At 66.2% G+C, this 21,316-nt stretch carries 20 protein-coding genes; 7 read left to right on the top strand and 13 right to left on the bottom strand.

Annotated features, from left to right (window positions below):
* Positions 1–120: 120 nt before the first annotated feature.
* From NV1_RS33465 to NV1_RS33445, 5 genes are all read right to left on the bottom strand, one after another.
* Complete coding sequence (locus tag NV1_RS33465) at positions 121–1,374, bottom strand: fatty acid desaturase family protein (RefSeq protein WP_067900796.1); 1,254 nt, start codon at positions 1,372–1,374, stop codon at positions 121–123.
* 97 nt (positions 1,375–1,471) lie between these two features.
* The gene (locus NV1_RS33460; RefSeq protein WP_067900794.1) at positions 1,472–2,914 is read right to left on the bottom strand and encodes a fatty acid desaturase; all 1,443 of its coding nucleotides are present in this window, start codon (positions 2,912–2,914) and stop codon (positions 1,472–1,474) included.
* A 108-nt stretch (positions 2,915–3,022) separates the two neighbouring features.
* The gene (locus NV1_RS33455; RefSeq protein ID WP_373864683.1) at positions 3,023–4,189 is read right to left on the bottom strand and encodes a ferredoxin reductase; all 1,167 of its coding nucleotides are present in this window, start codon (positions 4,187–4,189) and stop codon (positions 3,023–3,025) included.
* A gap of 134 nt (positions 4,190–4,323) precedes the next feature.
* The gene (locus NV1_RS33450; protein ID WP_174557510.1) at positions 4,324–4,884 is read right to left on the bottom strand and encodes a DUF6912 family protein; all 561 of its coding nucleotides are present in this window, start codon (positions 4,882–4,884) and stop codon (positions 4,324–4,326) included.
* A gap of 52 nt (positions 4,885–4,936) precedes the next feature.
* Positions 4,937–6,349: a WS/DGAT/MGAT family O-acyltransferase gene (locus tag NV1_RS33445; protein ID WP_157117532.1), complete on the bottom strand. Its 1,413-nt coding sequence runs from the start codon at positions 6,347–6,349 to the stop codon at positions 4,937–4,939.
* Between the two features lie 388 nt (positions 6,350–6,737).
* On the opposite strand from NV1_RS33445, the gene NV1_RS44075 reads away from it, so the two are divergent.
* The 3 genes from NV1_RS44075 to NV1_RS33430 all read left to right on the top strand — a co-directional run bounded on the left by NV1_RS44075 (position 6,738) and on the right by NV1_RS33430 (position 11,996).
* Positions 6,738–7,067, top strand: coding sequence for an Rv3235 family protein (locus tag NV1_RS44075; RefSeq protein WP_157117531.1), 330 nt, complete (start codon positions 6,738–6,740; stop codon positions 7,065–7,067).
* Between the two features lie 209 nt (positions 7,068–7,276).
* Entirely contained in the window at positions 7,277–10,234 is a 2,958-nt protein-coding gene (gene secA, locus NV1_RS33435; protein WP_067900786.1) for a preprotein translocase subunit SecA, read from the top strand.
* Positions 10,235–10,424: 190 nt separating this feature from the next.
* Positions 10,425–11,996 (top strand): alpha/beta hydrolase, encoded by a 1,572-nt coding sequence (locus tag NV1_RS33430; RefSeq protein WP_157117530.1) that lies wholly within the window; start codon positions 10,425–10,427, stop codon positions 11,994–11,996.
* A 188-nt stretch (positions 11,997–12,184) separates the two neighbouring features.
* On the opposite strand, the gene rsgA is transcribed toward NV1_RS33430, so the two are convergent.
* From rsgA to NV1_RS33410, 4 genes are all read right to left on the bottom strand, one after another.
* Positions 12,185–13,186 (bottom strand): ribosome small subunit-dependent GTPase A, encoded by a 1,002-nt coding sequence (gene rsgA / locus NV1_RS33425; protein ID WP_067900781.1) that lies wholly within the window; start codon positions 13,184–13,186, stop codon positions 12,185–12,187.
* Positions 13,183–14,523 carry a 3-phosphoshikimate 1-carboxyvinyltransferase gene (gene aroA / locus NV1_RS33420; RefSeq protein ID WP_067900918.1) on the bottom strand — a complete coding sequence of 447 codons (1,341 nt, stop codon included), beginning with the start codon at positions 14,521–14,523 and terminating at the stop codon, positions 13,183–13,185. The genes rsgA and aroA overlap by 4 nt, the downstream gene beginning before the upstream one ends.
* 89 nt (positions 14,524–14,612) lie before the next feature.
* Positions 14,613–15,263: a Uma2 family endonuclease gene (locus tag NV1_RS33415; RefSeq protein ID WP_067900778.1), complete on the bottom strand. Its 651-nt coding sequence runs from the start codon at positions 15,261–15,263 to the stop codon at positions 14,613–14,615.
* Between the two features lie 60 nt (positions 15,264–15,323).
* Positions 15,324–16,829, bottom strand: a complete 1,506-nt coding sequence (locus NV1_RS33410) for an aldehyde dehydrogenase family protein (protein WP_067900776.1) — start codon at positions 16,827–16,829, stop codon at positions 15,324–15,326.
* 162 nt (positions 16,830–16,991) lie between these two features.
* Between NV1_RS33410 and NV1_RS33405 the strand changes: the two genes are divergently transcribed.
* Positions 16,992–17,762, top strand: a complete 771-nt coding sequence (locus NV1_RS33405) for an SOS response-associated peptidase (RefSeq protein ID WP_067900772.1) — start codon at positions 16,992–16,994, stop codon at positions 17,760–17,762.
* 19 nt (positions 17,763–17,781) lie between these two features.
* Here NV1_RS33405 and NV1_RS33400 read toward each other — a convergent pair whose 3' ends face one another.
* The 3 genes from NV1_RS33400 to ybaK all read right to left on the bottom strand — a co-directional run bounded on the left by NV1_RS33400 (position 17,782) and on the right by ybaK (position 19,404).
* The gene (locus tag NV1_RS33400; RefSeq protein WP_157117529.1) at positions 17,782–18,069 is read right to left on the bottom strand and encodes a hypothetical protein; all 288 of its coding nucleotides are present in this window, start codon (positions 18,067–18,069) and stop codon (positions 17,782–17,784) included.
* Positions 18,070–18,205: 136 nt separating this feature from the next.
* Positions 18,206–18,721: a MarR family winged helix-turn-helix transcriptional regulator gene (locus tag NV1_RS33395; RefSeq protein ID WP_067900766.1), complete on the bottom strand. Its 516-nt coding sequence runs from the start codon at positions 18,719–18,721 to the stop codon at positions 18,206–18,208.
* Positions 18,722–18,900: 179 nt separating this feature from the next.
* Positions 18,901–19,404: a Cys-tRNA(Pro) deacylase gene (gene ybaK / locus NV1_RS33390; protein ID WP_067900764.1), complete on the bottom strand. Its 504-nt coding sequence runs from the start codon at positions 19,402–19,404 to the stop codon at positions 18,901–18,903.
* Between the two features lie 267 nt (positions 19,405–19,671).
* On the opposite strand from ybaK, the gene NV1_RS33385 reads away from it, so the two are divergent.
* The gene (locus NV1_RS33385; RefSeq protein WP_084526161.1) at positions 19,672–20,379 is read left to right on the top strand and encodes a sigma-70 family RNA polymerase sigma factor; all 708 of its coding nucleotides are present in this window, start codon (positions 19,672–19,674) and stop codon (positions 20,377–20,379) included.
* 44 nt (positions 20,380–20,423) lie between these two features.
* Positions 20,424–20,684 carry a mycothiol system anti-sigma-R factor gene (gene rsrA, locus NV1_RS33380; protein ID WP_067900761.1) on the top strand — a complete coding sequence of 87 codons (261 nt, stop codon included), beginning with the start codon at positions 20,424–20,426 and terminating at the stop codon, positions 20,682–20,684.
* Between the two features lie 146 nt (positions 20,685–20,830).
* On the opposite strand, the gene NV1_RS47025 is transcribed toward rsrA, so the two are convergent.
* Positions 20,831–20,905, bottom strand: coding sequence for a 50S ribosomal protein bL37 (locus tag NV1_RS47025; RefSeq protein WP_110293457.1), 75 nt, complete (start codon positions 20,903–20,905; stop codon positions 20,831–20,833).
* A 90-nt stretch (positions 20,906–20,995) separates the two neighbouring features.
* Between NV1_RS47025 and NV1_RS33375 the strand changes: the two genes are divergently transcribed.
* Positions 20,996–21,211, top strand: coding sequence for a biotin/lipoyl-binding carrier protein (locus tag NV1_RS33375; protein WP_067900912.1), 216 nt, complete (start codon positions 20,996–20,998; stop codon positions 21,209–21,211).
* The last annotated feature ends 105 nt before the right edge of the window (positions 21,212–21,316 follow it).

The following is a 21,316-nucleotide window of genomic DNA, read 5'->3' as shown; positions in this document are numbered from 1 at the left end:
GTCAACCAGAGCAAAATAATCAGGCAGCGTCGAACCCTTGCCCGAGGCGCCTGTGCCGGTAGACGAACGCACCCCGGCCGATGTCGGACGGGGTGCGTTCGAATTCTCGCAGCGGCGGCGTCAGCCGATCGGCACGGCGCGCCTTGCCTCCGCGATGCGCTTGCGGCCCTGCTTCAGGGCGGTGCGCAGGCCACGGCGGCGTCCGGTGACCGGATCGATGTCGGGAGCACCGCCGAAGGCGCGTTCGGACCTGGTCTCGGGTGCGTCGTCGGTGGAACGACGCAGGTATTTGTTCGGCAGCGAGAGCTTGATGATGGTGCGCCACGCCTTGCCGTACTGCACCGGCATCGAACCGGTGGTGTAGGGCAGATCGTACTTATCGCACAGCGCACGCACTCGCACCGCGATCGAGGCGAGCCGGTTGCTCGGCAGATCCGGGAACAGGTGGTGCTCGATCTGGTGCGAGAGGTTGCCGGTCATGAAATGCAACACGCGGCCACCGGAGATATTGGCGCTGCCCAACATCTGGCGCAGGTACCACTCGCCCTGGGTCTCGCCGTCGATATCGGCCTTGGTGAATTTCTCGGCGCCGTCGGGGAAGTGGCCGCAGAAGATCACCGCGTTGGTCCACACATTGCGGATGATGTTGGCCGCGACGTTGGCCGAGAGCGTGGTCAGGAATGCCGGACCGGTCAGCAGCGGGAAGATCGCATAATCCTTGGCGACCTGCTTGCCGATCTTCTTCAGCACCAGGCGGCGGTCCTCTTCGAACTGCTTGCGCTCCGGGCTGTCGGGTGCCCATTTCTTCTTGGCGACCTTGCCCAGTTCCAGATGCTGAATCGCCACACCGTATTCGAAGAACATCTGCAGCAGCAGGTTGTACACCGGCTGGCCGAGATAGAACGGAGACCAGCGCTGATCGCGCGTGACGCGCAGCAGGCCGTAGCCGATGTCATCGTCCATACCCAGGACATTGGTGTACTTGTGGTGCAGGAAATTGTGCGTGATCTTCCAGTGTTCGGACGGGCCGACGTTGTCCCACTCCCACGACGCGGAGTGGATTTCCGGATCGTTCATCCAGTCCCACTGGCCGTGCATGACGTTGTGCCCGATTTCCATGTTCTCGATGATCTTGGCCGTGCTCAGCAGAGCGACGCCGGCCAGCCATGCGGGCGGGAGAAAACTCGCGAACAGCACCGCACGCCCGCTGATCTCGAGCGCGCGCTGGAGCCGGATCACATTGCGGATGTAGCGGGCATCGCGCTGTCCACGGGAGGCTTCGATTTCACGCCGGATGGTATCCAGCTCGACACCGATCGCTTCTACGTCCTCCGGGGTGAGGTGCGCGTATTCCTTGACATCCGAGATCGCCATGCTGGTTACACTACCGTAGGTTACGGCTCCGTAGGTTATCTCCGGATCGATTCACAACTGTGGCGTACGCCGCATTGTGAATGTGACCAGGATATGCCTATCGAACCTGCCGCGACCGCTGGCGGCGACGCACCCGCCACAGCGCCCGCTCCCGCAACGCCCGTCGCCGCAACTGCTGCTGTTCCTCGCGCGCCTTGTCCTGCAGCGCCTGGGTGGCCTCCCGCAACGCCTGCTGTTCCTGCCGGGCCTTTTCCTGCAGGGCCAGCTTGGCCTCACGCAGGGCCTCTTTCTCCTGGCGGGCCCGCTCGCGCAATGCCACCTTCGCCTCGGCCATCGCCGATCGCAGACCGCGACGCTCGCCCGTCTCGGGATCGACGAGGGTTTCGGCGCTCGGCCAGTGCAGGGACAAGGCGGCGAATCTGCGCTCGGACGAGGTTTCCGGTGCGTCGTCCGCGGTGCGGCGCAGATACCGGTCCGGCAGTGCCAGCTTGTGAATGGTCCGGAATGCAAGCAGATACTGTTTGCCCAGCGAGCCGGTCGTATAGGGCAGATCGTATTTGTCGCAGAGTTCGCGTACCTGCGCCGAGATCTCCGGATAGCGGCTGCTGGGAATGTCCGGGAACAGATGATGCTCGATCTGGTAGCAGAGATTGCCGCTCATGAACGCCATTGCCGGGCCCGCGGTGAAATTCGCGCTGCCCAGCATCTGCCGCAGATACCATTCGCCGCGGGTCTCGTTGTCGAACTGCTCCTCGGTGAATTTCTCCGCGCCGTCCGGGAAGTGACCGCAGAAGATCACCGCGTACGCCCACAGGTTGCGAATCAGATTCGCGGTCGCATTCGCTTGCAGGGTGCGTTTCCATCCCCGGCCGGTCAGCGCGGGATGGATCACGAAATCCTTGGCGACCTGTCGGCCGGCCTTGCGTGCGAACGCCTTGTTCGGCTCGGAGAGCAACTGCATGGGCGGGACGCCCAGCTGATCTTTCTCCGCCCCCAAATCGTGCAGGGCGATACCCCATTCGAAAGTGGCGGCCAGCAGCAGATTCGCCAGCGGCTGGATGAGATGGATCGGACGCCACTGCTCATCGCGGGTCATCCGCAGGATGCCGAAACCCAGATCGTCGTCGCGGCCCAGCACATTGGTGTAGGTGTGGTGGGAATAGTTGTGCGCGCGCTTCCACTGCCCGGAGGTGCCCGTCATATCCCACTCCCAGGTGGTGGAGTGGATCTCCGGGTCGTTCATCCAGTCCCACTGCCCGTGGCTGATGTTGTGCCCGAGTTCCATGTTCTCGATGATCTTGGCAATCGCCAGCATGGCCGTACCGGCCAGCCACGCCGTGCGCCGCCTACCGGCGAACAGTGTGACTCGTCCCGCGGCCTCCAGGATGCGCTGCGCGCGAATCGACCGCCGGATGTACTTCGCGTCGTTCTCGCCCAGCGATGATTCGACGGTGCGCCGGATAGCGTCGAGCTCCTGTCCGAGGGTCTCGATATCCGTCTCGGTCAGATGGGCGAACGCCTTGATGTCGGTGATTGCCACTGTGCTGGGTTGCCTCGCTTCGCTGAGCGCGTCGTGGATGGGAGTGATAGCGGGACGCGCTGCAATGGGATGTCGTCACCGAGGATATCGGGTTTTGGTGAATAGTGTTTATACGTCGAGTGTGCAGTCGCCCGCCGCTGCGGAAATACAAGTCTGGATTTTCTCCCCGGCCTGGTGCTCGGTGCCGTTGCGCAGATCGCGGGCGTGGCCGTCGGTAATGGTGACCACACAGGTCTGGCAGATGCCCATCCGGCAGCCGAACGGCATCCGCACACCGGCGTCCTCACCGGCTTGCATCAGGGTGGTGGCACCGTCGACCGCGACGGTGCGACCGGTGCGCGCGAAGGTGACCGTGCCGCCCTCGCCGACCGCGGACCGTGCCACCTCGAACCGTTCGACGTGCAGATTATCGCTGACACCCGCTGTCGCCCAATGGGTTTCGATGTCGTTGAGCATCTGCAGCGGCCCGCACGCCCAGGTCTGCCGCTCACGCCAGTCCGGATACAGCTCGTCCAGGGTGGCCAGATCGAATTTGCCCTGTTTACCGGAAAGGTTCACATGCGAGGTGAAGCTCGGGTGCTGGTCGTGCATCCGGCGCAGTTCCTCGCCGAACATCACGTCATCGGCGGTGCGCGCGGAATGGATGTGCACCACATCGGGCACGGCGCCGCGCCGGTCCATCGTGCGCAACATCGCCATGACCGGGGTGATGCCACTGCCCGCGGTGAGGAACAACACCTTCGGCGGGAGTGGCTCGGGCAGCACGAAGCCGCCCTGGGGTGCGGCCAGCCGCACGATCGTGCCCTCGGGAACGCCATTGACCAGATGGCTGGACAGGAAGCCCTCGGGCATCGCTTTGACGGCGATGGAGATCAGCCGCTGCCGGGAGTCGGCCGGGGCGTCGCTCCAGTCGGGCGGGCAGGTCAGCGAGTAGGAACGCCAGTGCCAGCGGCCCTCGACCAGTACCCCGATGCCGATGTACTGGCCCGGAGTGAATTTGAAATCGAAGCCCCAGCCCGGCTTGATCACCAGCGTGACCGAATCCGCGGTCTCCTTGCGGATGTCCACGATGCGGCCGCGCAGCTCGCGCGCCGACCACAGCGGGTTGATCAGATGCAGATAGTCGTCCGGCAGCAGCGGCGTGGTGACCCGGGCGGCCACGCCGCGCAACGCGTTGAGCCGGGTGCGACCGGCCATCTTCGCCTCGGCGACCGGGGCCTCCAACCATGCCCGAACGCCCTGTACCGATTTCGAGACCATCGTGCGAATGCTCATTTCCCTGTGATCGTGGTGGTGACGCACTTGACGAGCCCAAGGTTACGGCATCGTAGGTTAGGGCTGCCATTCCCGGCGCGCGGTAGGTTTCACCGAAGTTCGCACACCGTTCCGTGGCTGGTCACAGCTGTCTCTCACAGCAGCTCGAGCAGGAACGGGAGTTCCTGGGCGGCGTACCAGGCGAGCTGGTGGTCCTCGGCGTCGCCGAGGACGAATTCGGCGTCCTCGTCGCCGATGTCGGCGGCGTCGATGACGTCCACCGCCTTGGCGATCGCCGGTTCGGCCTCGGCCAGATCGACGTGCACCGAGGCGATCTGGTTGTAGGCGACGGGTGCGGAAAGACGAACCACGGCGTCGTCCAGGTCGGCGCGCAGGGTGGCGCCGGTGACGTCGGCGGCGATCACCGCGCGGCGGTAGACGGGGGCGGAATAGTCGTCCGCGGCGTCCGCTGCCGCGTCGCCCGGACTCGACGCACCCGCGTCGTCCGGGTCGGAGGCGGACTCGTCGGCCAGCAGTGCGGCCTCGCGCTCCTGGGCGAGCAGGCGCAGTGCGGCCCGCCCCGCCTCGATCATCGCGACCTCTGCCAGTTCCTCGTCGTCACCCGAGGCGTAGGCCTCGCGCAACGCCGGTGTGACGGCGAACGCGGTGTCGTTGATCGCCCGGATCTCGCGATCGGCCACCAGTTCCCGCAGCATCGGGACGGTCGCCGGGATGTAGACCCGCAGTTTGCCTTTTCCGGCCGCGGCTTCACTGGACGCAGGCACCGAGCATCTCCTCCATGGATTCGTGCACCGCCGCGGACAGTACGCCGATGTCGGCCATCGCATCGCGATCGGCATTGAGACCGTAGAACACCCGTCCGTCGTACGAAGTGATTCCGATACTCGTGGCCTGGTTGCGCAGCAGTGGCGACACCGGATACATCTCCAGCATCCGCGCGCCGCCGATGTACATCGGCTGCTGCGGACCCGGTGCGTTGGTGATCACCAGATTGAACGTGTGCTCGGCGAACGTACTCGCCGCGCGCACGCTCATCGCGTGCAGGCTCGCCGGGGCGAAGCCAGCCATGTGCACGAGCGTACGCGCCCGGACTCCGCGATGATTCCGGGAATTGGCCTCGGTGGCATGCGCGATGTGTGACAGGCGGATCACCGGATTCGGCTCACCCACCGGCAGATCGACCAGGAACGAGGAGACCTCGCTGGTCGGCCGCGGCCGATCCCCGTACCGCCCTTCGACATAGACCGACATCGGCACCACCGCCCGCAGCGCCGCCGACTCGGTCAGCACCTCGCCGCGGGACTGGATGAAGATGCGCAGCGCGCCGGTCACCACGGACAGGATGGCATCGTTGATGGAACAGTCGAAGGCCCTGCGGATAGTGCGGTAGTCGTCGAGATCGGTGGCCACCACCTCGAAACGCCGATCGCGGGACGTGGGCGCGTTGAACAGGCTGACGGGCGTTCCGCTCGCGGCGGTGCGCACGGCGGTGACCACCCGCCCGGCCGCCTTGCCCGCGGCGTCGACGAACGAGAAGGCATCGGCCCCGGCGCGGCGCAGCACGTCCAGCGCCTCGGCGGGCTGGGTGGCCAGATCGATCACAGCCATGGCCAGCAGTTCCGCCTCGCCCGGCTCGTGCCGGGTGACCCAGGCCTCGGCCGCGATCTCTCGCGGGGACGGAGAGTTGTCCAAGATCACATGACCGATTTCGAAGGACGAACTGCCGTCCACCAGTGCCGAATGCGTTTTGGTGAAAATGGCGCAGCGATCCTCGGAGAGGCCCTCGATCAGGTACATCTCCCACAGCGGACGGGTCTGGTCCAGCGGGCGTGAGGACAGCCGGGCGACCAGCTCCCGCAGTTGTTCATCCGAACCCGGCTCGGGCAGCGTCGCGCGGCGCACGTGGTAGGTCGGGTCGAACCGGCTGTCCTGCACCCAGACCGGACGACCGAGTTCGAAGGGGACCTCGCGTACCTTGCGGCGGTAGCGCGGCACCAGCGGCAGGCGGCTGGACACCAGGTCGAGCAGGCGGTCGTAGTCCAGTGGTCCGCAGGGCCCGTCGGTCGCGCGCAGGATCGCCAGCGAGCCGATGTGCATCGGGTTGCTGCTCGTCTCGAGCCGGTAGAACGACGCATCCTGCGGTGACAGTCTCATGATCACGCTGACCGGTGCCCCTTTCGATACTCGCTCCATTGTGATCCGCACCAAAACTTTCGGAGCTGTGTATGGGACATGTCGCGATAGCTGGGGGAAATCCCGTACCGCCGGTCGAGCACATGGCATGCTATTTCGGTCCGTGTCCAGGGGACCCGACAAGCAGGGGGAAGACGGAATGTTCGGACCTCGGAACGATACCGGCACGTCCGGTTCGGACCGGTCACTGGTGGATGCGCCGGCTTTCGAGCCGCCGCTGGAGTGCGCAGGGGGCATTCCGGCGCGGCCGGGCAGTGCGATGCGACCGGTGGGCGCGCCGTGTGCGGGCGGGGTGCGGCGGTATGGAACGTCTCGTCGCTCTCCGCACGACGGGCGGTCGGCATCGCCGGTTCATGTGGATGAAAACCATTCGGCCGCAAAGCAATTCGCCGAGCGAGCGCTACGGCTGGTACTCGAGGTGCTGGACGGGCGCCGCAGTGCGGCGCAGCTGCGTCCGCTGGCCGAACCCGCCGTGGTCGCGGCGGTGCAGACGCTGGTGCGCACCGGCGGCGGCGAGCGCCGCCTGGGTTCGGCTGTGCTGGTCAGCGTGCGCGTCGCAGCCGCCGGAACGGGTGCGGCGGAGGTTTTCGGCGGGTACGAGCGTGGGGGCCGCAGATTCGCGGTCGCGGCCCGCATCGCCGTGAAACGCGGCGATTGGCGTGTGAGCGCACTGCGCCTGCGCTGAGGTCTCGCACTCGTTTCCGTCCACATCCTCCTTTCCATACACATCGCGGGCCCGCGTCCAGCTCGCTCCGCCGCGCGACGCATACCATGGGCTGCGCATTACCATGAACCTTGCTGCGCATCCGCGCATCGGGGATCCCGCCCGTGCGGGGTACTACAGGATGTAAGCAACGCAAGACGACAACACCGACCAGAGGACTGACGAGACCCGTGCCTGCGCTGACACTGACGAGGTTGCTACGTTTTGGTGAGGGCCGCACCGTCAAGCGGCTCTCCAAGCTGGCAGACGAGGTCCTGGCCCTGGAGGACGAGTTCGTCGATCTCAGCGATGCCGAGTTGCAGGCCAAGACGGACGAGTTCCGCGACCGTCTCGCCGACGACATCACCGAGGCGCTCGAGGGCATCGAGGACGAGGAGCAGCAGGAACGCATCGTCGAGCAGGTCAAGCGGGATTTCCTGGATCAAACTCTGCTGGAGGCGTTCGCGGTGGCCCGCGAGGCGTCCTCGCGGGTGCTGAACCAGAAGCACTACAAGGTGCAGGTGATGGGCGGTGCCGCCCTGCACATCGGCAACGTCGCGGAGATGAAGACCGGTGAGGGCAAGACCCTGACCTGTGTGCTGCCCGCCTACCTCAACGCTCTCGTCGGCGACGGCGTGCACGTCGTCACCGTCAACGACTATCTGGCCAAGCGTGACTCGGAGTGGATGGGCCGCGTGCACCGGTTCCTCGGCCTCGAGGTCGGGGTGATCCTGTCCGGTATGACCCCGGCCGAGCGCAAGGAGGCCTACGCGGCCGACATCACCTACGGCACCAACAACGAGTTCGGCTTCGACTACCTGCGCGACAATATGACGCACTCGAAGGACGACCTGGTCCAGCGCGGGCACTATTTCGCCATCGTCGACGAGGTCGACTCCATCCTCATCGACGAGGCCCGCACGCCGCTGATCATCTCCGGCCCGGCCGATGTCACCGCGTCCAAGTGGTACACCGAGTTCGCGCGGATGGCGCCGGAGATGAAGGGCATCGACACCACCTCGATGACCAGCCAGGAGCGTCAGCAGCGGACGTCGGAGATCGATGGCCGGTTCCACTACGAATTCGACCTGAAGAAGCGCACCGTCGGCGTGAGCACGACGGGCGTCGCGTACGTCGAGGATCAGCTGGGCATCGACAATCTGTACGAGGCGGCGAACTCGCCCCTGATCAGCTACCTGAACAACGCCATCAAGGCCAAGGAGTTGTTCGTCCGGGACAAGGACTACATCGTCCGCAATGGCGAAGTCATCATCGTCGACGAGTTCACCGGCCGCATTCTGGTGGGCCGTCGCTACAACGAGGGCATGCACCAGGCCATCGAGGCCAAGGAGGGCGTGGAGATCCAGCCCGAGAACCAGACGCTGGCCACCATCACGCTGCAGAACTACTTCCGCCTCTACGACAAGCTGGCCGGTATGACCGGTACCGCCGAGACCGAGGCGGCCGAGCTGCATCAGACCTATTCGCTCGGTGTGGTGCCGATTCCGACCAACAAGCCGATGATCCGCAAGGATCAGGCGGATCTGATCTACAAGACCGAGGAGGGCAAGTTCTCCGCGGTCGCCGACGACATCACCGAGCGGTACGAGCGGGGCCAGCCGGTCCTGATCGGTACCACCTCGGTGGAGCGTTCGGAATACCTGTCCGGACTGCTGACCAAGCGCGGTATCCCGCACAACGTGCTCAACGCCAAGTTCCACGAGAAGGAGGCGGAGATCGTCGCCGAGGCGGGGCGGCCCGGCGCGGTCACCGTCGCGACGAATATGGCCGGTCGCGGTACCGACATCGTGCTCGGCGGCAACCCGGACATCCTGGCCGACCTGCTGTTGCGCCGGCAGGGGCTGGACCCGGTGGAGACCCCGCAGGAGTACGAGTCGCACTGGCACTCGGCCCTCGAGCAGGTCAAACAGGAGGTCGACGAGGACGCCGAGGCGGTGCGCGAGGCGGGCGGCCTGTACGTGCTGGGCACCGAGCGGCACGAGTCGCGGCGTATCGACAATCAGCTCCGTGGCCGGTCCGGCCGCCAGGGCGACCCGGGTGAGTCGCGGTTCTATCTGTCGCTGGGCGACGAGTTGATGCGGCGCTTCAACGGCGCGACCCTCGAATCGATCATGACCCGCCTGAATCTGCCCGACGACGTGCCGATCGAGGCCAAGATGGTCTCGCGGGCCATCAAGAGCGCGCAGACCCAGGTCGAGCAGCAGAACTTCGAGATCCGCAAGAACGTGCTGAAGTACGACGAGGTGATGAATCAGCAGCGCACGATCATTTACGACGAGCGTCAGCGCATTCTGAGCGACGAGGATATGGACGGCCAGGTGCAGGAGATGATCACCGACGTGGTCACCGCCTACGTCAACGCCGCCACCGCCGATGGCTACGTCGAGGACTGGGATCTGGACAAGCTGTGGACGGCGCTGAAGTCGCTGTACCCGATCACCATCGACTACAAGGATCTGACCGGCGAGAACGACCACGACGAGATCGGCGAGCTGAGCCGCGAGGAGCTGCTCGACGCCGTGCTCGAGGATGCTCACGCCGCCTACGAGCAGCGCGAGAAGGAGATCGACGACCTGGTCGGCGAGGGCAGTACCCGCACCCTCGAGCATCAGGTGCTGCTGCAGGTGCTCGACCGCAAGTGGCGCGAACATCTCTACGAGATGGACTATCTCAAGGAGGGCATCGGCCTGCGCGCGATGGCCCAGCGCGATCCACTCGTGGAGTATCAGCGTGAGGGATACGACATGTTCTCCCAGATGCTCGAGGGTCTGAAAGAGGAGTCGGTCCACTACCTGTTCAACGCCAAGTTCGAGTTCGAGGCGCCGCAGCAGCCGCAGGGCAGTGCGATCGATCAGGGCCTGCGCTCCCCGGTGGGCGCTCTCGTCGACGCCCCCCAGACCAACGGCACCGCGGCTCCGGCCCCCTTGCGCGCCAAGGGAATCGACACCTCCAGTCCGCGCGGCCTGAGTTATTCCGGCCCGGACGAGGACGGTCACGCCGCCCGCCGCAGCGATGCCCAGGAATACGGCACCGCCGAGGACACCGGCATGACCCGTCGCGAACGCCGCGAGGCCGCCCGCAACGAGGCCCGAGGCGAACGCTCCCCGAAGTCCAAGCGCCGCCGGTAGTTTCGCGGATTTCGCGAAAACGCCCGCTCCGTACCGGAGCGGGCGTTCTCGTTCTCTCGTGCGTAGCGGAAACCCCGGAGGTTCCTGTTGTGTGGCACTGAGCGAGATGTGATCGTGAAACGAGCTGGGGGAGCGCTCATCTCGACGCGGTAACCTCGTCGATGGCTCGGATTGCGGTAGGCTCCGCGAGGTGTCGAAGTTCAGGGGGGCGCACCGTAGTGCGTGTATTGCCGTTGTCGCGATGTTCTTCTGGTCGGTCGTATCGGCTGTGACGGCCGTCGCCGGGCCGGTGTCGGCGGTGAAATGGCAGCAGTGCGTGGCGGACTCGCGAATCGAATGTGCCACGATGGAGGTTCCGCTCGACTACGGCGATCCGGGTGGTCCGCGAGTTGGGATCGCGCTGGCGAAGGTTTCGGCCCGCAGGCCGGGAGAGCGGCTCGGGACGCTGGTGATCAATCGGGGCGGGCCGGGGTACTCCTCGATCGATTACCTGAATTCGATTGTGGCCGGGCAGCTTCGGGCTCCTTGGGACGAGCGGGTCCGGGACCGGTACGACATCGTCGCGGTGGATCAGCGAGGTGTCGGCAGGGCCGCGACCGCGGTCCGGTGTTTCGATTCCGATCAGGCCGCCGCCGCGTTCGGGGCCGGGGTGCCGCTGGTGCCGGAGAGTCCGGTGGAGATCGCGCAGCGAGCGGCCGAGGATGCGGAATTCGCCGTCGGCTGCCGACGGCACAGCGGCAGTCTGCTCGACCATCTCTCGACGGCCACGGTCGCCCGTGACCTGGATTCCGTGCGAGCCGCGCTGGGCGAGTCACGGCTCAACTATCTCGGGCAGTCCTACGGCACCGCGCTCGGTGCGGTCTATGCCGCGATGTTCCCGCAACGCGTGGGGTCCTTCGTATTGGACAGCGTCGAGGATCCGGTGCGGACCACCAGTGCCGCGGCCGGTTCGACGCTCTCCGAACGAATGGGCTCCGACGTGGGGAGCCAAGAGGTCGTGCACGAATTTCTTCGGCTGTGCGCCCAGGGAAAGACTTGCGCCTTCGCCTCCGACGACCCGTGGAAGGCGTACCCGGCACTGCTGGCCTCGTTGCGCGCGAAACCAGTCACCCTGAGCGGTCCGAACGGAGTCCCCTTCTCGATGACCTACGAGCAGTTCATCTACTCGCTCGGCGGTTTCCTTTATCAGCCGGTGAACTGGCCGCTACTCGCCGTCGCGCTGCACCGGATCTACCAGGCGCAGCTGTCCAGCGGGCCCGCGACGGCGCACATCGACCTCGTCCGCACGGCTGCCGAGGCTGATTTCAACAGCCCCTACGCAGGGAGCGTCGCACCGCCTTTCTACGCTTTCACCTGCAACGACACCGCGCTGCCTCACTTCGCGCCGGCCTGGTGGGCGGCGAGCGCGCGACGAGCAGGGCCGGCACCGGATTTCGCGACACTACGCGCCTACGAGACCAGCCCCTGCGCCTTCTGGCCGGCATCATCCACCGACCGCTACACCGGCCCCTGGGATATCCACACCGCGAATCCGGTCCTCTTGCTCAACAACCGCTTCGATCCCGCGACCCCACTCCCCGGCGCGATCGACCTGGCCGCACACCTACCCGGCAGTCGCCTCCTGATCACCGAAGGCTGGGGCCATATCGCAACCGACCGCTCAACCTGCGCAGTTCGGGCCGTATCGGATTACCTTGCGTCAGGCCAACTTCCGAGCTCCGCAGCGCACTGCGCCCCGGACATCACCCCGTTCGCAGCATGAGGAAGGCAGTGCGGCGCGAGCGCTGATGCGGTGCGGCGTGGCCGCAGCCGGGAGTGCCGGTGTGGCACTGACGGAATGTGCTGCACCGGCATGGAAGCTGCACCCGGCATGGAATTGGGCCGACATGGAATCGGGCTGTGAGCTGTCGCCCGAGCCGGCGGATTCCCGGGGGCGTGCTCGCCGGTCGGTCAGCCGTTGCCCACCACCCACGGGTCGTTGGAGTTGAGGGCGACCAACAGTAGGCGGATGGCGGCTACTCGGCGTTCCTTGCCCGGGAGTTCATCCAGAGCGCATTCGGGGTCGGCGGGTGGGCCCAGGTGGGTGCAGCCTCGGGGACAGTCTTCGATGGCCTCGGCGAGATCGGCGAAGGCCTGGATGACGTCGTCGGGGGTGATGTGGGCGAGGCCGAAGGAACGGATGCCGGGGGTGTCGATGATCCAGCCGCCGCCGGTGAGCGGCAGGGCCAGGGACTGAGTGGACGTGTGGCGGCCCTTGCCGACGCCGGATACGTCGCCGACGGCTCGATCCGCCTGGGGGACAACACGGTTGACGAGCGTGGACTTGCCGACGCCGGAATGGCCGAGCAGGCAGGTGAGTTTGTCGTGCAACAGGTCGTGCACCGCGTCGAGGGGGTCGTCGCGACCGCCGTAGACGATGGTGAGATCCAGATCGTCGAAGGCGGAGGCGAATTCGGATTCGGCGGCCAGATCATGTTTGGTCAGGCACAGGATCGGTTCCAGCCCACCGGCATACGCCGCGGCCATGGCGCGCTCGACGAATCCGGTGCGCGGCGGGGGATCGGCCAGAGCGACGACGATGAACAGTTGTTCGGCGTTGGCGACCACGATCCGCTCGTACGGATCGGTGTCATCGGCGGTGCGCCGCAACACCGTCGCGCGATCGGCGACCCGCACGATGCGGGCCAGGGTGTCGGGTTTACCGGACAGATCGCCCACCACGTCGACCTGATCGCCCACCACGATCGGCGTGCGGCCCAGTTCGCGCGCCCGCATCGCGATGATGGGTTGATCCGGATCTCCGTCCAGCACGCAGCTCCAGCGCCCGCGATCGACGGAGGTGACCATCGCCGTGCGCGCGTCCCGATGTTCGGGCCGATTCTTGGTGCGCGGCCGCGAGCCCCGGCCCGGACGTACCCGGACATCGGACTCGTCGTACTCGCGCCGCTTCAGTGCGCCGACCCCGCCGCGTCGCCGGCAGGCTTCGCGCCCTCATCGGAAAGCATTGTCTCCCACAAGGTTACGAAATCCGGCAGGGTTTTGGCGGTGGTGCCGACATCCTCGACACGGACACCGGGTACACGCAGCCCCAGAATCGCCCCGGCGGTGGCCATCCGATGGTCCGCGTAGGAGTGCCAGGGCCCGCCCTGCAGCGGTGTGGGCTCGATGGTCAGCCCGTCATCGGTCTCGGTGACCTTGCCGCCGAGCCGGTTGATCTCGGTGCACAGCGCCGCCAGCCGGTCGGTCTCGTGGCCGCGCAGATGTGCGATCCCGCGCAACCGAGACGGCGAATCGGCAAGCGCCGCAAGGGCGGCCACCGTCGGGGTGAGCTCGCCGACGTCGTGCAGATCGATATCGATCCCGGCCAGCCGATCGGGTCCGCGCACGATGAGCTTGCCGTGCGCGCGGCGCGCCTCGGCGCCCATCCGGACCAGGATCTCCCGGATGACGTCCCCGGGCTGCGTGGTCAGCTGCGGCCAGTGCGGAATCGTCACCTCACCGCCGGTCACCGCGGCCGCGGCCAGGAACGGCGTCGCATTGGACAGATCCGGTTCGACCTCCCAGTCCACGCCGTGGATCGGTCCGGGCGCGACCGTCCAGACCTGTTCGCGGCGCGGGTCGGTGGGCGCGGTGACTTCGACGTCGGCCTGCCGCAACATCTGCACGGTCATCTCGATATGCGGCATCGAGGGCAGCGGCGCACCCTCGTGATGCACCGTCAGCCCCTCGGTGAAGCGGGCCGCGGACAGCAGCAGTCCGGAGACGAACTGCGAGGAGCCCGACGCATCGATGGTCACCGATCCGCCGCGCAGTCCGCCCGCGCCGTGCACCGTGAACGGCAGGGTGTCGCCGTCGATGGCGACGCCGAGCCCGCGCAGCGCATCCAGAATGGTGCGCAGCGGCCGCAGCGCGGCCTGGTCGTCGCCGTGGAACGCGACGTCACCGTGGGCCAGCGCCGCCACCGGAGGCAGGAAGCGCATGACGGTCCCGGCGAGTCCGCAGTCGACGGTCGCACCGGTCAACTCGGCGGGGGTGACGGCGAGAGTGTCGGCGTCCCCGATGATCTCGGCCCCCATCGCGCACAGCGCCGCGATCATGAGGTTGGTGTCGCGACTGCGCAGCGCCCCGGTGATGGTCGAGGGCCGATCGGCGAGCGCGGCGAGGATCAGGGCCCGGTTGGTGATGGATTTGGACCCGGGCAGGGTCACGGTCGCGTGGACGGGGTGCTCGGTATGGGGCGCTGGCCAGAGACTCACCCCACCATCTTCGCCTATCGGCCGATTCGGCATGCGCATGGTCACGAACTCGCAGTAAACGCACAAACCCACGACGAGGAAATCGTCGCGGGCCTATGAGAGTTCACCGATCGTGGCCTGGATCAGAACTCGAGTTCGGACCACGGGATGGAAATGGGGAACGGATGGTTGATCTCCACGCCGTTCTCGTGGGCGTGGGTCCATTCGCCGACGAGGATGTAGTTGGCCTGATGCAGCGCTTGGACGCCTTCCGGGAGCTGGCCGGGGCGGGTCTCGAGGGCGAAGGCGCGCACTGTATTGATCGCGCTGTCCTCGTGTGCGAGCTCGACCTCCCAATACCAGGGGATTCCACCGTCGGCGTAGCGAACCTTCTTCGATTGGATGTCCGCGATAGTGTTGGAAGGGGACAGCACCTCTCCGACCAGCACCACATCGCCGGAGCGGACATCCTGGTACGGGGCGTCGAGACATCGGTGTACCAGGAAGTCAGGGGTCATGAAGTCGGATTTCCCCGTTCGACCGAAGAAGACGTTGGTCTCGAAAGTGGCACGCCAGCAATGTTCCTTCTGGGTCGACATGTCTTTGCGTGCACAGCGTTCGAGGCCGCTCCACAGACGACCGGTAAAGATCTGATGCTCCCCGGGCCCCCGCCGCGCCCACACCACATGACCATTCCACAGCTCGATCTGCGAGGCGATCTCTTCCGGAAGACGCTCCAGTTCCTCCCAGGTCATGGTCTCGGGGAGGTCGGGTTCGACGGATGGCACTGACATGCCGAAATGATAGCCCGGACCGCAGGTGGCCGGTGTTTTCCACCGGCCACCCGGACGCGGCTACTTGTTGCGTCCGTGCAGGAGCGGCACGACCCGGCGCAACAGCTTCATGGTGCTCTGCGTGCGCGAGTAGCTCAGCAGCGCCATACCCGGAATCGTGAAGCGCTGCACCGCGATCGAATGCGGCGCGGTGAACTCCAGCAGGCCGGGCGCGCCGTGGATGCGGCCCAGACCCGAGTCCCGGCCGCCGCCGAAGGGCAGCGCCGAGATCGCCGCGAAACCGAGCACCGCGTTGACCGAGGTGGCCCCGGCCTTGATCCGGCGGGCGATCTCGAGACCGTGCTTGCGGGAGAATACGGTCGAACCCAGCGAATAGGTCGAGTTGTTGGTCAACTCGATCGCCTCGTCGATGTTGTTCACGGTGCGGATGGTGACTGTCGGGCCGAAGGTCTCCTCGCGCACGGCCGCGGAGTCCTCGTTCACGTCGACCAGCACCACCGGTTCGATGAACGGGCCCTTGATCGAGTCGAGGCCGCCGAGAACCGCGGTGCCGCCGTTGTTCAGCGCGTCCTCGATGTGGCGGCGCACGATATCGATCTGGCTGGGCATGGTCATCGGGCCGTAGCTGGCCTTGCCGTCCGAGCCGGGGTGCACGTCGGACAGGATCCGCTTGACCTCGGCGACGAACTTGTCGCGGATCGAGGCGTCCACGTAGACGCGCTCGACGCCCGCGCAGGTCTGGCCGCTGTTCATGGTCGCGCCGTAGGCGACCGCGTCGGCGGCGGCGGTGACGTCGGCGTCGGCCGCGACGATCACCGCGTCCTTACCGCCGCATTCGAGCAGCACCGGGGTCAGCCGTTCGGCCGCCGCGGCCATGATCTTCTTGCCGGTGGCCGCCGATCCGGTGAACGCGATCTTGTCGATATCGGCGCGCACCAGCTCCGCGCCGGTCTCGCCGTAGCCGTTGATGGTGGTGAAGACCCCGTCCGGCAGTTCGGGATTGGCCTCTGCGAAGGCCTGGGCGACGAAATTGCCGATGCCGGTGGAGAATTCGCTCGGCTTGTAGACCACGGCGTTACCCGCGGCCAGGGCGTAGGCGATCGAGCCGTTGGGGGTGTAGATCGGGTAGTTCCAGGGGCCGATCACGCCGATCACGCCGAGCGGACGCTGCTCGATGTACGCGCCAAAGTTGGACATCAGCGCGCCGGGGGAGACCTTCTTGGTCTTCAGCACCTTCTCGGCGTTCTTGGCGGCCCAGGAGATGTGCTCGAGGGTGAGCATCAATTCCAGGAACGCGTCGTCACGGGTCTTGCCGTTTTCCGCGTGGATCAGATCGCAGAGCTCGTCGGATTTCTCGACCAGCCGGGTGGCCCATCGCAGCAGATACCGCTTGCGGTCGGCGTAACTCAGCGCACCCCAGCTCCCGGCGGCGGTGCGGGCCTTGGCGACCGCCGCGGCCACGGCCTGCTCGTCGGCGATCGGATGCGTGTCGATGACCTCGCCCGTGGCCGGGTTGACCGAGGTCAGCACGGTCCGTCGGGCGGTTGTCGGCTCGGTGGTGGACATGGTTTCGGCGACCCCTAGTGAGAAAGTGATTGCATGAAGTTCTCATAGCTTAGATATGAACAGCTTAGATATGAAGTCACCCGCCATCACATGGAATTCCGGCCAACTGTATTGGCCTCCGCTCCGCTCCGGTGGGATTTGCGCCTCAGTACCATTGACCACATGTGCGGCAGATATGCGACCACGGTGAATCCGGGCCGTCTGGCGGCCGAACTCGATGCGATCGATGAGACGGGCGATGCGCCCGCCGCGCCCGATTACAACGTCGCGCCGACGAACCAGGTGCTGACAGTGGTCGAGCGGCACGATCACGACCATCCCGACGACGCCGCGCGGTTGCGTATCCGGCGCATGCGCTGGGGCCTGATCCCGGTGTGGACCAAGGCGGCCGAGCCCGGCGTGCCCGCGAAGGGGAAGCCGCTGTTCAACGCACGCGCGGACCGCGCCGCCGAGGCGCCCTCCTTCCGGGACGCGGTGAAGAAACGCCGCTGCCTGGTGCCGATGGACGGCTGGTACGAGTGGGTCGTGGACAGTGACCCGACGGTCAGGGGCAAGGCCGTCAAACGGCCCTACTACATGTCCCGGGCCGACGGTTCGCCGCTGTATATGGCCGGTCTGTGGTCGATCTGGCGTGATCGCGCCGAGGAGACGATGGATCCGCTGCTGTCCTGCACGATCCTGACCACCGACGCGGTCGGCGATCTGGCCGCGATCCACGACCGGATGCCGCTGATAATGCCACGCGAACAGTGGTCCGCCTGGCTCGACCCGGACCGTCCCGCACCGCATGAACTGCTGGAAACCCCTGGGCTGGAACGGGTTTCGGATATCGTGGTGCGGGAGGTGTCACCTCTGGTGAACAGCGTTCGCAACAACGGGCCCGAACTGCTGAGCAGGGTCGAGGATCAACCCGGTCAGACCAGCCTGCTGTGATTCGCCGGGTCCGCCGGAATCAGTCGCAGCGGACGCTCGGCACGATCAGGTTCAGGCCGCATTTGGTGAGATGCGCGCTCATATCGATCATCTGCGTGACGATATCCCCGCCGAGGTCCTCGGCTCTCTTGGCCTGGTCGTTGAGATCACCGGTGTCCGGGTGTCCGGGGGTCTCGTTCTGTGCGCCGAGGGGATAGTCGGGATTCCCCTGCGGCGCCGCGGCGGCGTTGGCGGCGGCGCCGAGAGTGAGGATCACACCGCCGGACAGGGCGATGATCAGGGTACGAACGGACTGTCGGTGGAACATGCGCATCACATCCTCGGATCGGCGGAACGGGCCCTTCGAGTAAACGCACTGCGAGCGGCGCCGCCCGTGATTGACGCGATTCGTCACCGTGGCCGTGCGTGTTCTCGGGGGCTCAGCGCCGCAGGGTGGGCCGGCGCTATGCGTCTCCGGTGCGGTCGCCCGCCATTTTGTCCGGTACGGCATCTTTCGGATGCAGGGTGAGGATGCTCTCGCGCGCCTGTTCGTAGTCGTCGACGAAGCGCCGCATCATCTGTCCGAGGACCGTGCGTTCCTCATCGCTCCAGTCTTTCAGGACGTTGTCCAGCATCGCGTTGCGACGCTGCCGCAGCGCCGCGGCCAATTCTCGGCCGGCGTCGGTGACGGCCAGGACGCTGGCGCGGCCGTCGGCCGGATCGGCGCGACGCTCGATGAGTCCGCGTTTGACCAGCGCGGCGGCTTGGCGGCTGATCGTGGAGGCGTCGGAATACAGCAACTCGGCCAGCGCACCCGAGCGCATCGGGCCGTCGTAGAGCAGCCGGAAGATGATCGAGTAAGATGCGGCCTCGATCTCACCTCCGGATGCGGCCGCGATCTGAGCGTTGGTGCGCTCCCGGATTCGGCCCAGGCGGATCAGTTGCAGGGCGATGACGTCGATCGCCTCGTCGTGTTCCATGGACGCCCTCCTCGGGGAGCCGCAACGCTGGTTGAAACAGTCAATTGCTTGAATCTCCCAACTAGTTGTACTTAGCAAGTATGTGTCAGAGTGCGGCGGATTCGCAAGGCGAGTGATGCGACATTCCATCGGCCCAGGTAGAACGGCCACGCCGTCCGAGTTGTCCGGATTGCGGCGGCTCAGGTCGCGGTGACCGGCGCGGTGATCGCCGCGGTGAGTCGAACCAGATCTCGGGGAGCGAGTTCGATCTCCAGACCGCGTCGTCCGGCGCTGCACAGCATCCGATCCCACTCCAGGGCGGAAATATCCACCACCGTCGGCAGCGCCCGCTTCTGCCCCAGCGGCGAGATCCCGCCCAGAACGTAACCGGTGGTGCGCTCGGCCTTGGCCTTGTCGGCCATGGCCGCCTTCGAGGCGCCCAGCGCCGCCGCCGCGGCCTTGAGCGAGAGCGTCGACGGGACCGGCAGCACCGCGACCGCCAACCCGGATGCGCCCGAGCCGCCGGACAATTCGATCACCAGCGTCTTGAAGATCTGTCCGGCCTGCACACCCAGCCGTTCGGCCAGGGCCGAAACCGCCTCGGCTCCGAACGAATCATTGCGTGGGTCGTGTGGATAGGTATGCACGCGATGGGCCACCTCGGCCTGGGTCACTGCGCGGATCGCGGGGGTCGGGGCTGCCATGCCGGTCACTCTAGGATGGGGCGTCCGAGCCGGCCGAGTGGTGTGCCCGACGTCGCGGGAACACAGTGACTCCCGCGCATGTTGCAAGCCATACGCATCCCATTCCGTGAGAACCGAAGGAGTCTGCCGGTGACGGTTCTGATCGACGAACGCCCCGTGCGCACCGCGTCGTCCGCGGAGCTCACCGAGATACCGGTGCTTCCCGTCACCGGATTCTCGCTGCCCACATCGCTCACGGTAGATTCTGTGACTACGGCGATCGAAGGGATGGGCGTGACGAGCGACGACGATTTGGCGGCCGATCGCCTGGACGGTGCGGCCGAGACTCGCAATTCGGGCGGTGATGCCGCGGCGCAGGAGTCGCCCGCGCCCGCGGACCCCGCCGACCTGGCGCAGCGGTTCGAGCGCGACGCGCTCCCGTTGCTCGACCAGCTCTACGGCGCGGCGCTGCGGATGACTCGCAACCCCGCCGACGCCGAGGATCTGGTGCAGGAGACCTTCGCCAAGGCTTACCAGGGCTTCCGGTCCTTCCGCGAGGGCACCAACCTGCGCGCCTGGCTGTACCGGATCCTGACCAACACCTACATCAACTCCTACCGCAAGAAGCAGCGGCAGCCCGCCCAATACCCGACCGAGGAGATCACCGACTGGCAGCTGGCCGCCACGGCCGAGCACACCTCGACGGGTCTGCGTTCGGCGGAGATGGAGGCGCTCGAGGCGCTGCCCGACGATGACATCAAGGCCGCGCTGCAGGAACTTCCCGAGGAGTTCCGGATGGCGGTGTACTACGCCGACGTGGAGGGCTTCCCCTACAAGGAGATCGCGGAGATCATGGGCACTCCGATCGGCACGGTCATGTCCCGGCTGCATCGCGGTCGCAAGCAGCTCAAGGGGCTGCTCGCCGGTGTGGCCCACGAGCGGGGGTTCGATCGAAACCAGGCGGGGGACGGGGCGCGTCAGGAGGTCACCCAGTGAGTGGGCAGGAGCACAGCGAGCAGGGTACCGAGGGGGATGCGGATATGAAGCTGGACTGTACGGCGGTCCTCGCCGATGTCTGGCTGATGCTCGACGGCGAATGTGATCAGGCCACCCGCGAGCGCTTGCAGCACCATCTGGAGACCTGCTCGCCGTGCATCGACGCGTACGGCCTGGAGGAGAAGCTCAAGCGGCTGCTCAACCGCAAGTGTGGCGGCGACCGCGCGCCCGATTCGCTGCGCGAACGCCTGACCGTGGAGATCCGCCGCTCGATCAGCGTCACCGAGACCACCACCGAGTCCTGAGTCTTCGTCAGTGAACAACTGACGAATCACAGAGCTACACGAGGGCGCGTCTCACCAGCGACGTTCGCGGCCGACTCGTCGTTCAGCACTCGAAGCGCATGGGCGGAGCCCGAGTCCCGAGTGCTGAACGACGCCGAATTTGCAGCTCAGCTGTTCGGACGCTTGCCGTGGTTGGCCGCGTTTCCCTTGCGGCTGCGCTTCTTACGACCACGCTTTCCCATGATTTCTCCCTTCTGATCGAAAGACATTGTTCCATGTGTGGTTGGCTATATCGTCAGCTGGTCGATCACGTCGAACTTCGGAAGGGCGCCATGGCTGAGGAAGTGCTCGCGGAGATGGTCTCCACCGTCTTCGAGATCGTCGCGCGAGAGGGCGCCGCCGTGGCCGAGGGCGACACTCTTGTCCTGCTGGAGTCGATGAAGATGGAGATCCCCGTTGTCGCCGAGGGGCCCGGCACGGTCACCTCGATCAATGTCAAGCCGGGTGATGTCCTGCAGAAGGGCGACTTGATCGCGGTCATCTCCTAGTTCGTGGTCGACAGACTTCCTGAGCGCGAAGGGCTGGCCGCGTGATAACCGATTTCGTAAGTACATGGGTAACTCACGGGGAACGCCCAATGGATGAGTGCATGC

The organism is Nocardia vaccinii NBRC 15922 (genome assembly GCF_001613305.1).
GTDB classification, from domain to species: Bacteria; Actinomycetota; Actinomycetes; order Mycobacteriales; family Mycobacteriaceae; genus Nocardia; species Nocardia vaccinii.
The sequence above is the reverse complement of the archived record's forward strand: the minus strand, read 5'-3'. Positions and strand labels throughout refer to the sequence as shown.

Excerpts from the sequence above, each read along its gene's own strand:
- NV1_RS33455 (WP_373864683.1), bottom strand. The coding sequence starts at position 4,189 with ATGAGCATTCGCACGATGGTCTCGAAATCGGTACAGGGCGTTCGGGCA.
- NV1_RS33450 (WP_174557510.1), bottom strand. The coding sequence starts at position 4,884 with ATGCTGCGGGAACTGGTGGCCGATCGCGAGATCCGGGCGATCAACGAC.
- NV1_RS33410 (WP_067900776.1), bottom strand. The coding sequence starts at position 16,829 with ATGTCCACCACCGAGCCGACAACCGCCCGACGGACCGTGCTGACCTCG.
- NV1_RS33375 (WP_067900912.1), top strand. The coding sequence starts at position 20,996 with ATGGCTGAGGAAGTGCTCGCGGAGATGGTCTCCACCGTCTTCGAGATC.
- NV1_RS33385 (WP_084526161.1), top strand. The coding sequence starts at position 19,672 with ATGGGCGTGACGAGCGACGACGATTTGGCGGCCGATCGCCTGGACGGT.
- NV1_RS33465 (WP_067900796.1), bottom strand. The coding sequence starts at position 1,374 with ATGGCGATCTCGGATGTCAAGGAATACGCGCACCTCACCCCGGAGGAC.
- ybaK (WP_067900764.1), bottom strand. The coding sequence starts at position 19,404 with ATGGCAGCCCCGACCCCCGCGATCCGCGCAGTGACCCAGGCCGAGGTG.
- NV1_RS33400 (WP_157117529.1), bottom strand. The coding sequence starts at position 18,069 with ATGTTCCACCGACAGTCCGTTCGTACCCTGATCATCGCCCTGTCCGGC.
- rsrA (WP_067900761.1), top strand. The coding sequence starts at position 20,424 with ATGAAGCTGGACTGTACGGCGGTCCTCGCCGATGTCTGGCTGATGCTC.
- NV1_RS33415 (WP_067900778.1), bottom strand. The coding sequence starts at position 15,263 with ATGTCAGTGCCATCCGTCGAACCCGACCTCCCCGAGACCATGACCTGG.
- NV1_RS33405 (WP_067900772.1), top strand. The coding sequence starts at position 16,992 with ATGTGCGGCAGATATGCGACCACGGTGAATCCGGGCCGTCTGGCGGCC.
- NV1_RS33395 (WP_067900766.1), bottom strand. The coding sequence starts at position 18,721 with ATGGAACACGACGAGGCGATCGACGTCATCGCCCTGCAACTGATCCGC.
- aroA (WP_067900918.1), bottom strand. The coding sequence starts at position 14,523 with ATGCCGAATCGGCCGATAGGCGAAGATGGTGGGGTGAGTCTCTGGCCA.